At 51.2% G+C, this 13,240-nt stretch carries 14 protein-coding genes; 2 read left to right on the top strand and 12 right to left on the bottom strand.

The features are described from left to right. Positions 1-75: 75 nt before the first annotated feature. Both GO013_RS04665 and rfbC read right to left on the bottom strand, forming a co-directional pair. The gene (locus tag GO013_RS04665; protein ID WP_163808893.1) at positions 76-1,506 is read right to left on the bottom strand and encodes a mannose-1-phosphate guanylyltransferase/mannose-6-phosphate isomerase; all 1,431 of its coding nucleotides are present in this window, start codon (positions 1,504-1,506) and stop codon (positions 76-78) included. A 4-nt stretch (positions 1,507-1,510) separates the two neighbouring features. After that, complete coding sequence (rfbC, locus tag GO013_RS04660) at positions 1,511-2,080, bottom strand: dTDP-4-dehydrorhamnose 3,5-epimerase (RefSeq protein WP_163808892.1); 570 nt, start codon at positions 2,078-2,080, stop codon at positions 1,511-1,513. A gap of 197 nt (positions 2,081-2,277) precedes the next feature. Here rfbC and GO013_RS04655 point away from each other — a divergent pair, with 197 nt between their 5' ends. Further along, the gene (locus GO013_RS04655; protein ID WP_163808891.1) at positions 2,278-2,805 is read left to right on the top strand and encodes a CvpA family protein; all 528 of its coding nucleotides are present in this window, start codon (positions 2,278-2,280) and stop codon (positions 2,803-2,805) included. Between the two features lie 40 nt (positions 2,806-2,845). Next, entirely contained in the window at positions 2,846-3,652 is an 807-nt protein-coding gene (gene mazG, locus GO013_RS04650) for a nucleoside triphosphate pyrophosphohydrolase (RefSeq protein WP_163808890.1), read from the top strand. Positions 3,653-3,850: 198 nt separating this feature from the next. Here the strand turns inward: mazG and GO013_RS04645 are convergent, their stop codons facing one another. The 10 genes from GO013_RS04645 to hmcD form a co-directional block, all read right to left on the bottom strand. Continuing rightward, positions 3,851-4,039: a hypothetical protein gene (locus tag GO013_RS04645; protein WP_163808889.1), complete on the bottom strand. Its 189-nt coding sequence runs from the start codon at positions 4,037-4,039 to the stop codon at positions 3,851-3,853. Between the two features lie 144 nt (positions 4,040-4,183). Then, positions 4,184-6,466, bottom strand: a complete 2,283-nt coding sequence (locus GO013_RS04640) for a PAS domain-containing sensor histidine kinase (protein ID WP_239057743.1) — start codon at positions 6,464-6,466, stop codon at positions 4,184-4,186. A gap of 39 nt (positions 6,467-6,505) precedes the next feature. Next, a complete protein-coding gene (locus tag GO013_RS04635) occupies positions 6,506-6,946 on the bottom strand; it encodes an Rrf2 family transcriptional regulator (protein WP_163808888.1) in 441 nt (146 codons plus the stop codon). A gap of 94 nt (positions 6,947-7,040) precedes the next feature. Beyond that, positions 7,041-8,960 (bottom strand): response regulator, encoded by a 1,920-nt coding sequence (locus GO013_RS04630; protein ID WP_163808887.1) that lies wholly within the window; start codon positions 8,958-8,960, stop codon positions 7,041-7,043. Positions 8,961-9,031: 71 nt separating this feature from the next. Further along, positions 9,032-9,403 carry a DVU0259 family response regulator domain-containing protein gene (gene divK, locus GO013_RS04625; protein WP_163808886.1) on the bottom strand — a complete coding sequence of 124 codons (372 nt, stop codon included), beginning with the start codon at positions 9,401-9,403 and terminating at the stop codon, positions 9,032-9,034. 139 nt (positions 9,404-9,542) lie between these two features. After that, positions 9,543-9,896: a DVU0259 family response regulator domain-containing protein gene (divK, locus tag GO013_RS04620; RefSeq protein ID WP_163808885.1), complete on the bottom strand. Its 354-nt coding sequence runs from the start codon at positions 9,894-9,896 to the stop codon at positions 9,543-9,545. 133 nt (positions 9,897-10,029) lie between these two features. After that, positions 10,030-10,923: a universal stress protein gene (locus GO013_RS04615; RefSeq protein ID WP_163808884.1), complete on the bottom strand. Its 894-nt coding sequence runs from the start codon at positions 10,921-10,923 to the stop codon at positions 10,030-10,032. 19 nt (positions 10,924-10,942) lie between these two features. Then, on the bottom strand, positions 10,943-12,334 hold the full coding sequence (hmcF, locus tag GO013_RS04610) for a sulfate respiration complex iron-sulfur protein HmcF (RefSeq protein ID WP_163808883.1): 1,392 nt from the start codon (positions 12,332-12,334) through the stop codon (positions 10,943-10,945). Between the two features lie 39 nt (positions 12,335-12,373). After that, positions 12,374-13,051, bottom strand: a complete 678-nt coding sequence (hmcE, locus tag GO013_RS04605; protein ID WP_163808882.1) for a sulfate respiration complex protein HmcE — start codon at positions 13,049-13,051, stop codon at positions 12,374-12,376. A gap of 54 nt (positions 13,052-13,105) precedes the next feature. After that, positions 13,106-13,237 (bottom strand): sulfate respiration complex protein HmcD, encoded by a 132-nt coding sequence (hmcD, locus tag GO013_RS04600; protein WP_128328731.1) that lies wholly within the window; start codon positions 13,235-13,237, stop codon positions 13,106-13,108. Positions 13,238-13,240 lie beyond the last annotated feature (3 nt).

Here is a 13,240-nt window from a genome sequence, read left to right as displayed (position 1 = left end):
TATTTTCACGATCTCCCTCAACAAAAAAACGATTTAGAATTCAATATGTTATACACAAAACCCCAAACATCTCCTTTATTTCAAAACCCTTCCATAAACATCGTCGAATCGGACAATATCGTCTTCTTCCAAGTAGGGTCCACTTTGAATTTCTATAATATTGAGCGGCAACTTGCCAGGGTTCGTCAACCGATGTTGTGAGGCCTTGGGGATATCAACAGATTGATTTTCCACAAGAACTCGCGGTTCATTATCCACTTCAATCTCGGCGGTTCCATCCACCACAACCCAGTGTTCACTCCGATGATGGTGCATCTGCGAGCTTAATCTGGCCCCCGGGCTGACCTGAATCCGTTTGATCTTGTAATGCGCCCCTTCTTCAAGCACCGTATAATTTCCCCACGGACGATAAACCGTCGGATGACTTTCCACCAGAGGACTTCCCTCGGCTTTCAGGGTTTCAACCACATCTTTCACGGCCTGAACCCGGTCCATAGTGCAATGCAACGCTGCATCGCGCGTCTGAATCATTATCATGTCGGAGACTCCGACAACCGCGAGTTTACCGCTATCGCTGACAAGCAGGGAATTTTTACAATCCATGGCCAAAACATCACCTTGAATCACATTCCCGTTTTCATCCTTGTCACCAAGACGATACATGGCTTCCCAACTGCCAAGGTCATCCCACTCAAAACCGGCACGGATCACGGCAATATTGTCGATTTTTTCAGCAACGCCATAATCAACTGAAATATTGGGGATTTCACGATACCCCTGAACAAGTGGAACTGTTTCCCGCCGCAGCCACCATTCCCAGAGTTCAGGTTGGCATTTGGCCACCTGTGTCAAAAAATGTTTGGCAGAGAACAAAAACATGCCACAATTCCAATAATGACTTTCGTTTCTGACAAATGTTTCGGCAACAGCGTATTCCGGTTTTTCCACAAACCCATCCACCACATGGACACCGGGTTCAAGCGAGGCACCAAGGGCGATATATCCGTACCCCGTTTCGGGTTTGCGGGGTTTAACGCCAAAAGTAACGAACCGTTTGTCGGCAGCCAGAAAGGACGCCTTGACCAGGTCGTTTACCCAGGCCTTGCCGTCGCTGATGAGGTGGTCCGATGGAAACACCGCGGCTAATGCCGTAGGATCACGTTCGACCACCTTGTCCAGCCCCAACATAATTGCCGGCAAGGTATTTCGCCCCAACGGTTCAGCCAAAACCTGTTCTTTTAAATCCACATCCAAGGCTCCCACCTGTTTGCGGACCTCAAAAAGATGCTCCTCGTTGGTCACGATCCAAATGTTGGACGGAGCAAAAGCCTCCAGCACTCTGGAAACCGTCTGCTGCAAAAGAGTGCTCGTCCCACCCAAGACCAATAATTGCTTGGGCATCAAATTTCTGCTCAAAGGCCACAATCGTGTCCCAGACCCTCCCGCAAGGATAATTGCATGGCATGGCATGGCAAAATCGGCTTGACAATGTTTACCCTCTGACATGGCGTTATCCTTCGAAGTTAAAAGGGGAATCAAAATCCATTAACCGAGGCAACCGTTTATCTTTCTCTGACAGAATCGGAATCTGTCCGTTGAGAACCGCTGCCCAATCAACACCAATATCAGGATCGTCCCAAGCAATCCCTCCATCATGTTCAGGCGAATACGGGGAGTCCACCTTATACTGGAATTCCGTATCCGGCTTGGTCGTGACATACCCATGGGCAAAACCAGCTGGAATAAATAATCTTTTAAAATTATCAGCATTGAGCAAAATCTGCGTCCACTGGCCAAACATGGGGGAACCTTTTCGAAGGTCCACCACCACATCCACTACCTCGCCACGGGTCACCCAAACCAACTTGCTCTGGGCTGCCGGAGGTATTTGAAAATGCAATCCTCGAAGGACTCCGACGTCTTTGGAATAGGCGTGATTGTCCTGAACAAAATCACAGGAGATCCCAAGTCCTTCAAATGCTTTCTTATTATAGCTCTCCAAGAAAAAACCTCGTTCGTCCTGAAAGACTTGAGGGACCAGGACCTGAAGACCTGGAAATCCTGTTTCGTGAACCTGCATTCACCGCTCCTTCATATAATTGGGTGCTGTTGCGCTGACTTGAAATCATGTAGCCGAGATCGCATACGGACACAAGCCCAACACTCATTTTACAATGACATATATAAAAAAAAGCAGACTGCCGGTTCACATTTCCTCCTCAGTTTGCTAAATCCTCGTGCAGAACGAATACTTCAGCGAATCAAGGACATGATTGCATGAATTTTTTGGATATCATTCTCATCTGCATTATTGCACTTTTTGTCGTGCGCGGGTTTTTCCGAGGACTGATTCAGGAAGTCCTTTCACTCGTCGCCATTATTCTGGCCCTTTTCCTGGCCTCCCATTTCGACCATCTGGTCGCGCCGCATCTGGAATTATACATTGAAAACGGCATCACGGTCAGTGCGCTGTCGTACTCGCTGATTTTTTTCGGGACCCTCATCGTTTTCTGGCTGTTGACCAAGCTGATCCGTTCCATGTTGGAGCTGTCCCTTCTTGGTTGGCTCGATCGAACGGCCGGAGGAATCTTCGGTCTAATCGAAGGAGTGCTCATCGGCCTTGTGGGATTGCTTTTTCTGCACACATTCGCACCCAACGCCGATGTCCTGACTAAATCCTTTCTGGCACCACACGCACAGCACCTGATGGACAGTCTGAACAACCACATTGACATCCCTTCACCACAAGATGCATTGGACAACGCCAAAAACGCCCTTGGCATAGTCAACGAAACCGAACAATAATCCGTGGTCTTTCCAGGCCATTGCATAAGGAATATTCACCATGAGTGATATAAAACATGACGCCCCGGCTCTCGCCATGAAAGAACTGCTCGAAGTCATCGACGCACTGATCGCCCCGGACGGCTGCCCCTGGGACAAGGAACAAACACCGCTCTCCATGTGCGATTACCTGGCAGAAGAAGCATTTGAACTCATTGAGGGTATTCGAAATGCCAACCCGGCCGAAGCAATGGAAGAATTGGGGGACGTCATGTTCATCCTCCTTTTCATTGCCACACTCTACGAACGACAGGGCACGCACACATTGACCGATTCCATCAAGTACAGTGCCGCCAAAATGATTCGACGGCATCCTCATGTCTTCGGAGACACGCACTTTGAAAACGTGAACGAACTCTGGGACAACTGGGAACGGGTCAAACGCGAAGAAAATACGGAAACCGGCAGAAAACGGGTTTTCGACTCACTTCCCAAAGGACTGCCTCCCCTGCTCAAGGCGTACCGAATCAACTCCAAAGCCGCCCGCAACAAATTCACTTGGGACTCGGATGCAGCTGTTGAGGCACAACTCAAGGAAGAATGGCAGGAATGGCAGGAAGCCCTCGCAGCCAAAGATCAGGACGCATCCGAGCGGGAATTCGGTGACTATCTTTTTACCTTGGTCGAATTGGGCCGTCGAAAAGGTATCAAGGCTAACAGTGCATTGGACTTCGCCAACCAAAAATTTCTCAACCGATTCGGAAAAATGGAAGAATTGGCCGAAATGCGCAATCTGACGTTTTCAGAATTGACCATGGACCAAATGAATGCGCTCTGGGATGAAGTCAAGGACTGGGAGAGCCGGTAAATTCCACACCACTCAATCAGCAACGAATTTAAAGAGATAAAAGACGGCGACACCTGCGCCGATGGAAACGTACGTGAGTATTCACGGGAGACATCTTTTCCGAAATTTCCAGACAAGCAGTCCACCAACAAGGGCAGAGGCTCCCAGTGCAGCGACGAATCTGATGGTTTCATTCATGAAGGGCATCTCCTCGCGTTTTCAAGGCCAGCCGGTTCGCCCATTGCCAAAGGCGACATTGAGTATGTAATACACAGCAAACAGGGCCGCAAGAATCGCCACGACGGAATACGAAACAGAGAGCTTGGGGCGCTGCCAGCGATACAAGATGCCACCGATACAGGCCGTAATCACGACGGCAAGTAAAAGCAATCCTCTTTCAATCTGCATACTCCCTCCACCCTTAGAGTATATCCCCATGGGCTTTCCGGGAGCAACATTTTATTTTTTTCTCCTGCTCCTCACCCTCGCCGGAGACACTTCCTCTTGAAAAGATTCGTTTTCTTCACATGAAGGGCTCGTTCTTTTCTCGCATTATTTCAGTACTCCGCACAATTCACACTCGGCTTTGGGAAATGTTATTTCAAAACAGGCTCCGGTCGAATCCCACGATTTGGCGACAATCTCGCCACCATAATCACTCACGATACCGTAGGAGATGGACAGCCCCAGTCCTGTTCCCTTGCCCACATTCTTTGTGGTAAAAAACGGCTCGAACAACCGCTCCCGCATGGACGTCGGGATACCGGACCCTGTATCGCACACCGAAAAAACGACGAAGTCTTCCGTGCTAAATGAACGGATATAAATCCGCTTGTCCGCTTCCGGCCCATGGCCATCCCACCGTTCGACAATGGCATCCCGGGCATTGAGCAACAAATTGATAACCACCTGTTCCAATCGATTCGAATCGGCCATGATCATGGGCAACCCTTCTTCCAAAGCCCAAGTCACACGAATGTCGTGGACACTAAGTTGTTGACTGAAAAACTCAAACCCACGTTCCAAAACTTCATTCATCTGAACCGGCATGGCCTTGAGGTCTGCTTTACGACCAAATTCCCGCATATGTTCAATGATTTTACTGGCCCGCTGGACATGCGTTGCAATGCCATCTGCCATCTCCCGCATCATTTCCGGTTTGAATGGTGATCCGGACGTTGCCTTGCGTGACAACAAATTGCTGATGGCCTGCAAAATGGTCAATGGTTGATTCAACTCATGCGCGACACCAGCGGACATTTCTCCAAGCGTCGTCATCTTGCTGGCCTGAATGAGCTGTTGCTCGGTCTCCATTTTCTTGGTCACATCCGTACAGGTGACAATCACGGTTTCAGTCCCTTCAAATCGGGCCGGCGAAAGACGTAGGGCCGCGAAAATCGGCGCACCTGAATGGGTAACATGCGTACACAATTCGATCTCCGGCACGGTCCGCACCACCGACTCCCAATCCTCGACCTCTTCTTCTCGGAAAAAATCCATGAATGATCGGCCGATCAATGTATCCCGGCTCCATCCATAAATCGTTTCCGCCGCTTCATTACAATTGAGAATATCCAATTTTGCTCGACCCAAAACAAAAACCGCATTGGGAATGGAATCAAAAATGGCGTGATAGCGATGCTCCGAAGCCGCCAATTTCTGCTCCAGCTCCTTACGCCAAGTGATGTCGATCATCATCTCCATGGCGGCCACGACATCGCCCTCCTTGTTACGCACTGGCGACGTGTACACAATCCAATGAATGGGTTTGCCTTCCTTGGACATGCCCTCTTCTTCACTCATATGCGACAGGCCATCGACAAACGTTCGGTCAACAGGACAGACTTCACATTTTTCAATCCGTCCCTTGTTGATCTGCCAACACCGTTTTCCCTGCGGGATTCCAAAACGGCGTTTATATTCCTTATTATGTCGTATGACTCGATACTCCAGATCGACCACACTCAGCAGACAGGGAACCGTGTCAAACAAACGGCGAAATTCTTCACGTTGGTCCATAAGTTCCCGATGCTTGTCAGAAACCCGGTGTCCCATCCGGTTGAACTCCTCTGCCAAAGCCCCGATTTCATCGGTCTGTTCAACAGGAAGCGCGGTAAATATTTCATCGGATTGATAACTGCGAGCGGCTGTAATACACCGCTTTATCGGCCTGAAGACAAATCGATAAATAAAGAAAAACAATGCGATAAAGGTGGCGATGAAGACAATTACGGCAATGGAGATATTCGCTCGCTCAAACATGACAAGCGTCGCGTTCTTCTGCTCCATGCTCACAGTCACATCCAACAGGCCGAGCACCTGCTCATCCGACGTATGGACATGACATGGCCCTGGCGAACACCCCTCTGAATTGGGAATAGGCGTCATGATGGACATGAGCGATTCCCCCCGCACCTCATTCAACCGCGTTCGCTGCTCCAACGGCATGGTTGGCGGTGTCGGTGAATATTGGTGACAGGTCCGACAGGACGGCGACGTCACGTCAAGGACCGTCCCGACCTCATCAGGGATATTTGAAAAAACGATCTCTCCGGCCTTGTTATAGATACGGATAGAGCGGATAGCATCCTGACGGCTGATATTCTTGATATTTTCTTCAACATCCTCTTCAGAATCCACCAACATGCCATAGCGAAGTGCCAACATGATCGTCTCTGAAACCAGAGCGATATCAGACATGGAATTGGACCGAAGATGTTGACGGAAATGATAAATATTGAAACACGACCACAAAATCACACACACCAGCAAGGTGACACCGCCAAAAAGCATCAGCTTGGCGATCAGGCTTTCACGAAATCCCTTGAACAACATGAGACCTCCCTCATGGTTGCCGATGTGCCACCATGACGGTTATTCTTTCGGCGGCGGATTTTGCGGACACAGATACGCGTCCTTCATAAGATCGGCCAAAGAAAAGGAATCGAGCATTTTGTACATGGCCAGACTGGCGTCATCCCAAATGGATCGTTTGAGACACACCGCAGCACGTGGACAGGTGGACACATCCCCTTCGCAGCCAAGCACCTGGTCCTCACCGTCGAGGATACGAGCGACTTCACCAATGGAAATCTCGCGGGGCTTTCGGATCAGGGTGTTGCCGCCATTGGGACCACGCTTTCCAACAATGTACCCTTCTTCTTTCAGCACCTTGACGAGCTTTTCCAAATACTTGAGCGACAACCCTTCCCGAGCGGCAGTCTGTTTGCTCGGCACGGGATGGCCGTCCTTTGAATGCAGGGCGATGTCGAGAAGCAATCGTGTCCCGTATCTACTGCGTGTGGTCAATTTCATTGCCTATCTCCCCTACAAAAATACATGGTGCTCGCACACGACGATTCAAATGAGCCAGCACGTACCACCGTGCCATCAAATACCATCATGGGAATCAGAGAGACGTGGCCATGGGCAACGTCACAATAAACTTCGACCCATTCTCGGGCGAAGACTCGACCGTGATGGCTCCGCCGTGCTGTTCAATGGTCTGATTCGAAATAAACAACCCGATCCCGGTGCCCCGTTTCCCCTTGGACGAAAAGAACAACGTAAAAATCTTTTCCCGGGTTTCCCGATCCATACCCATACCATTATCGACAATAGTCATGGTCAAGACATCCCCAGTACGTCGAGCCATGAAGGCCACTCGTCCGCCCCCTGCGATATCCCGGCCCTCACAGGCATCAACCGCGTTCTCAAGGAAATTGACCAATGCCGCAGCCATGGCCGCACTATCGATCGTCAATCGCCCCAAATATTCCGGAATGTCACACACACTCTCCACTCCGGCCGCGACGGCTTTTGCTTCGGCAATTTCAAATGTTTCTTTCAGGAAACTGGATGCGTCCAGCTCTTCGGTCTCCAGCTCTCGGGACTTGGCGTAATACAAAATATCGAGCACCATTTTTTTGACCCGACCAATCATGGATTTAAGAACTCGGGTCGCGTCTTCGACTCGCGCTGGATCTTGCCTTTTCAAGCCGGATTCCAACCGGTAAATGCCCCCATCAAGCGACGTCAACATCCCCTTGACCCCATGCGACATGGACCCCAACATGATGCCCAACGACGTCAAATGATCCTGCAAACGACGAATTTCCGTGATATCCGTCGAAATTTCCATGGCCTGTACAATGGCTCCGGCCGCATCGTGAATAGGCGCGGACTGCACAAGCATATTCTTCTGCTCACCAGACAACGTGGTGACCACGGTTTCTCGTTGTCGGGTCTCACCATCGGCAAACGTCTTGCGGACCAGACAATCAGCGCACGGTTCACTTCGGTGCTTGTAGCTGTCAAAACACGGCCTCCCCACAGACTCGCCAAAATCCTTCTTGAAAAGATGATTGGCCTCGGCAATGGACAAATCCGGATTTTGAACGGTGATGTAACACGGCGCATCGTTGAACACGCGCTGATACTTGTACTGGGTGGTCAACAACTCGTCCTTGAGCCGTTTCAATTCAGTCATATCCACGGAAATATCCAGCACCAACTCGATGTCGCCATCGTTGTTTGGCAAAGGCGCGGTATAGACCGTCACCGGAATTTCCTCTCCGTCCCTGCCAAGAAAATTTTCCTTACTCCGCTGGCCCTTGCCGGTATCAAACGTCTTCTGAACCGGACAGGCATTTCCCGGAGAGTCCCTGTCGGAATAGATATCGAAACTATTGTTCCCGACCTGGTTGCCCAACCGCTCTTCAAACAGCGTATTGTGGGCGACAATTTCAAGATACCGGTTATGGATAGACACCAGACACGGCAGCTCATTGAACAAACCTGATCCGGTCTCAACTTCCTGCGTCGCATCAGACAAGGCAGACGAGAACCCCTGAACCACTTGGGACGCCGCGTTCTGTCGTTCCAACTCAACGATACGCCGGGTCTTTTCCTCGACCAGCTTTTCGAGGTTTTCCGTATGCTCACGCAACTGGCGTTTCATGGAAATACGCGTGCGGGCGCGCTCCAAAGAGACTTCAAGAACGTCGTTATTAATGGGCTTTGTGATAAAATCAGAGGCATCGAACTTCAACGATTCAATCGCCAAATCCAAATCCCCATGCCCGGTTATCATGATAACCTCAGTGTCCGGGGACTGCGTCTTGATCCGTTTGAGCAGCTCGATCCCGTCCATGACGGGCATCTTGATATCCGTGAACACGATGTCTGGCCTGAACGACGAAAACAGCTCCAACGCCGTTTGACCGTTGGCAGCCGTTTCAACCTCATATCCCAATTCCTCGAAAGAAAGACCAAGAAAACGTCGAACGCCTTCTTCATCATCCACGAGCAGTAATCTTCTGAAGTCCATCATACCCCCGGGTTTACCGCGCACACGACAACCGCCCCCGGCTGCATCATGATTCCGGCACCCTTGAACCATCAGTCGTTGTCGGAAGACTCTCCCAATGCCTCATGCACAATCTGGATCACATCGGCCGGATCAAAAGGCTTCTTGATTGTCGCCACAGCTCGCCGAATGGCCAGATGTATCCCAGAGAGTCCACTGATCACGATAACGGGAATTTCCGAAAAGGCTTTCTCACTTGTCAGCCGACGATAAAACCGAGGCCCCCATTCGTGGGGCATTTCAATGTCGAGCGTAATGAGATCCGGCTTCTCCGCTTTGGCAACATCATAAGCAACCATTCCGTCGGAAGCGCGGCAGGTTTCGTATCCATGGTCTTCGAATACAGTCACAAGGTAGTCAACGATATCCGGATCATCGTCCACAACCATAATTTTCTTTGGCATTCGTTCTACCTGAAGTTCAAGGTATCGGGTTTATTCCACAACCCGAGGAACGTACACACAACCCGCGCACTTGTTCAAGAAGAAAACCCGACCTGCCTACTCTGAAAATAAGACAGGCCGGTTCCCCCACACCTGCCAACTACCCTATTGCGTCTTTGACGATCTTCAGCAATTGAGCAGGTTCAAAAGGTTTCGTCAGGCTCGCAATGGCTTTCGGGATAGCGTATTTGATCCCGCTCAGGCCACTGATCACCACTACAGGAGTCCGCTTGAGCGCGTCATCCTGACTGATTTTCCGATAGAAACGGGGACCCCATTCATTGGGCATCTCCAAGTCCAGAGTAATAAGATCCGGCTTTTCCTGTTGTGCGATTGCAACGGCCTCGGCCCCATCCACAGCGGTCACGGTTTCGTAACCGTTGTCGCTGAGCAATTCGGACAAATACGAACGAATTTCCTTGTCATCATCAACGATGAGAATCTTCTGTGTCATATCAAAACCCTCCTGATACGCCCAAAACGTTTTTTCGATCCGGGCTTGTGCCACAGCCGTACCCGCCATGATCGACTGCACCATTCATCCTTGAACATCCGGCCCAAAACAGGCCGGACGCTGTGCCCTCTCGTTATACCTTGTCCGGTTTGCTCACACTGACGACAGGACAACCGGCTCGCATGAGTACCTGTTCCATGGTGGAACCGATACGTGCTTTTTCCGGGTCCAATTCACGGCTATGGTGAGCCATGACAATCAGATCAGCAGACCGTTCCCGAGCCATCTTGACGATTTCCACATACGGAACGCCTTCCCAGACTTCGATATCGAAGTTCTTGAAATCCCCCATCAACGGGACATACATGTCCCGAAGACGTTGGCGCGCGGCAATGAGTTCGTCTTCAATAGAATTCTGATCCAGTACCTTGCCACTGATATCCAATGCGTGCAGTAGCGTCAGGTCACACTCCAGTTCCCTGGCAGAGGCCAGGGCGAACTTGAATGCGTGGTCAGCCTGTTTCGAGAAATCGGTCGCAAAAACGATATTGCCGAATCCGCCCCAATATGAAGCGGTTTCGCGATGGACGGTCAGCACCGGGCACCGGGCCGCTTTGGCCACACGTTGCAAGGTCGAGCCAGTGTATCCCATCCGATAGGCCGAAGATTCACCGGAACTTGCTCCCATCACAATCAGATCGACATCTTCTTCACGGGCGGCGCGAAGGATTTCCCGATGTGGCACCCCGGTGGTCAACACCATCTTGGAGAATTCGACACACTCGATCTGCTTTGCAAAGGTGTTCTTCAACTCCTCTTCAACCCAGGCCCGATACTCGTCGTCAACCTCGACCTTCTCCCCGGTACGGACGTCATTGACCTCCTGAGAAAAAGCCTTGGTCGGCACCCCCATGACGTTGAAGACAATGACTTCAGCACCGTAGCGCTTGGCCATGTCGAACGCGACACGAGCGGCACCAAAGGTGGACGGAGCACCGCTGGTCGCCAATAGAATCTTCCTGAACATATCTCACCTCGTCCTTTGGTTACTCGTCCTTGGGCAACAGATGCTCGGGCACATCCAACATGCTGATAACCAGCGGCTTGAGGAAGGACCAACGAATACCGATTTCGTATTCTTCCTCCAGATCGCGAATTGCATCCCAGCAGTTGTGACACGGAGCAATGACCAGCTTGCAGCCGGTATCCAGAATCTGGTCCATCTTCTTGCGAAGTGCCACGTTGCGCTGTTCCCGATACATGCCGATACCGTTGAAACCGCCACCACCACCGCAGCAGTAGTTGTGTTCCCTGGTCGGCGCCATTTCGACGAAATACCCGGGTTCGACAATGTAGCTGATGATTTCACGGGTCACATCTTTCAGCCCCTGATTCCGGACGTAGTTGCAGGAATCCTGCAAGGTGACCGGCTCCTTGATCCGCTTGGTGGGATCAATCTTGAGCTTGCCGGTACGCAATGCCTCGGCCAACCACTCCACATAATGGACATATGGAACAGGCGGCTGACCGTCTTCACGACCGACCCAGTACGGACCTTCGATGACCGTGGCCCGGTGCGCGTGCCCGCACTCGGTGCCAGTTGCGCGTTTCGGCTTCAATCGTTCCAGGGCGTTGTAGACATGTTGAACATTGTCCTTGCAGCACTCCCAGTCTCCGGCGAACATGGACAGGGACGTCTGTTCCCACCCCTCGGACGGAACCGTCCAGTTTTCTCCGGCAACATGGAAAAGAATCGCTGCCTCGGCAATGTCTTCAGGATAATGTTTCGGTTCACGGGCGTTGCAGGTGTACATGATGTCCGCACCGACCTTATCGACTGGAATCTCGAGTCCCGGCCATTCCTCTTCGGTCTCTTCGGCCATCCATTCACAAGTCTCGACCCAGTCTTCCGTGGTCACATCCATCTGCGCGCGGTACACCCGGTGCATCCCGGACCCGATCTTGAGTTCCCAAGGAACGAATCCCTGCGAATACAGCAGGCCACGCAGGTAGCTGAACATGATTCCCATGTCGATGCCGTGCGGACAATACATGCCGCACCGGTTGCAACAGGTACACTTGGACCAGGCGGTCTCCATGCACATCTGCATGAACTCGTTGTCCACCTTGCCCTTTTTCTTGACGATCTGGCCAAGGGTGGATTGAATCTTGTAAGACGGCACCTGTTCAGGCACCCGATCGTTCACCTGATATAAAAAGCAGGACTCGGCACACAGGCCACAATGGGCACAGATTTCCAACCAGGTCTTGAGCCTGGATTTCAAGGTTTTCTGTATGGTCGCCCACAGCTTCTCCGAATCCACCTCCAGGTGGTTCATTTCCTCGTAATATTGCTTTCCGCCCTTGTCCCCGAGAGTCAGCTTGAGCTGTTCATCGGTGGTAATGGGCTTCTTGTTGCAGAATTTTCCTTCAGGCATTGTGCTTCTCCATTCTCTTTGGCTGTGTCTCAATCCCGATTACCAGGACATGTCCGAGCCTTTCATGCCACCACGCTTGATGCCGTAATCCATGCCCAACTGCATACGGGACATGAAGAACAGGACTGCGTGACTGAGCTTGGTGAAAGACAGACAGAGCAACCAGATTTCCGCACTGATGATATGAGCCATCAGCCAGAAGTTGTACTCACCCATCTCGTAGCGTGCGATCAGTCCGGTCACGAAAGGCATGACCGTAATGACCAGCAACAGATAGTCATAGAAGGTCGTCAGAATGCGAACCTCGGGGAACGCGATTCGACGCAAAATCAGGAACAGACCACCGGCCAAACAGATCCAAGCCAACATGTCCGCCACCAATGTGGGCAACGTGGGCAGGCTGAATCCAAACGCATCCCGCAACATCACGTTGTGTGCTTCCAAAAAGATCGGGGTGACAAGCAGCCCGATGTGAAAGGCAAAGAATATGAGGGTAAAGCCGGGGCGTACCCGCCACAGTCTGGCCTTGAACGGAATGATAAAGGCCAAAATGGAACGGAATCCACCTCGCAGCCCGTAGCGCATGTTGGGACGGTAGGCCACTCTGTCAAGCTGCCAGCTCAGGCCCTTGACATACATGACGGCGCGAACGATCAGGCCGCCAAAGCTGACGAGAAACGTCACCCAGAGCATCGGCCCTGTCAGGAAATCGTACATTTCCGCTTCTCCTTGATTGTCATATCGATAAATTGAAAACGATGGCCGTAGTGCCTAGTCGTCCTTTTTGTTTCCACCCATGAGGAACTGCCAGTAGAGAGTGACCCCGACCAGAATTCCGCCCATGATGAGATACACAGTGCCCTTGGTGAAGGTGTAATAATCCTGTAATGTAAAGAATTCCATGAT

The organism is Pseudodesulfovibrio sp. JC047, assembly GCF_010468615.1.
In the GTDB taxonomy this organism is placed as follows: domain Bacteria; phylum Desulfobacterota; class Desulfovibrionia; order Desulfovibrionales; family Desulfovibrionaceae; genus Pseudodesulfovibrio.
The sequence above is the reverse complement of the archived record's forward strand: the minus strand, read 5'-3'. Positions and strand labels throughout refer to the sequence as shown.

Coding starts and splice junctions, on each gene's coding strand:
- GO013_RS04665 (WP_163808893.1), bottom strand. CDS start 1,506: ATGTCAGAGGGTAAACATTGTCAAGCCGATTTTGCCATGCCATGCCAT.
- GO013_RS04635 (WP_163808888.1), bottom strand. CDS start 6,946: ATGAAATTGACCACACGCAGTAGATACGGGACACGATTGCTTCTCGAC.
- mazG (WP_163808890.1), top strand. CDS start 2,846: ATGAGTGATATAAAACATGACGCCCCGGCTCTCGCCATGAAAGAACTG.
- GO013_RS04640 (WP_239057743.1), bottom strand. CDS start 6,466: ATGTTGTTCAAGGGATTTCGTGAAAGCCTGATCGCCAAGCTGATGCTT.
- GO013_RS04655 (WP_163808891.1), top strand. CDS start 2,278: ATGAATTTTTTGGATATCATTCTCATCTGCATTATTGCACTTTTTGTC.
- hmcF (WP_163808883.1), bottom strand. CDS start 12,334: ATGCCTGAAGGAAAATTCTGCAACAAGAAGCCCATTACCACCGATGAA.
- GO013_RS04630 (WP_163808887.1), bottom strand. CDS start 8,960: ATGGACTTCAGAAGATTACTGCTCGTGGATGATGAAGAAGGCGTTCGA.
- hmcE (WP_163808882.1), bottom strand. CDS start 13,051: ATGTACGATTTCCTGACAGGGCCGATGCTCTGGGTGACGTTTCTCGTC.
- divK (WP_163808886.1), bottom strand. CDS start 9,403: ATGCCAAAGAAAATTATGGTTGTGGACGATGATCCGGATATCGTTGAC.
- rfbC (WP_163808892.1), bottom strand. CDS start 2,080: ATGCAGGTTCACGAAACAGGATTTCCAGGTCTTCAGGTCCTGGTCCCT.
- GO013_RS04615 (WP_163808884.1), bottom strand. CDS start 10,923: ATGTTCAGGAAGATTCTATTGGCGACCAGCGGTGCTCCGTCCACCTTT.
- divK (WP_163808885.1), bottom strand. CDS start 9,896: ATGACACAGAAGATTCTCATCGTTGATGATGACAAGGAAATTCGTTCG.
- GO013_RS04645 (WP_163808889.1), bottom strand. CDS start 4,039: ATGCAGATTGAAAGAGGATTGCTTTTACTTGCCGTCGTGATTACGGCC.
- hmcD (WP_128328731.1), bottom strand. CDS start 13,237: ATGGAATTCTTTACATTACAGGATTATTACACCTTCACCAAGGGCACT.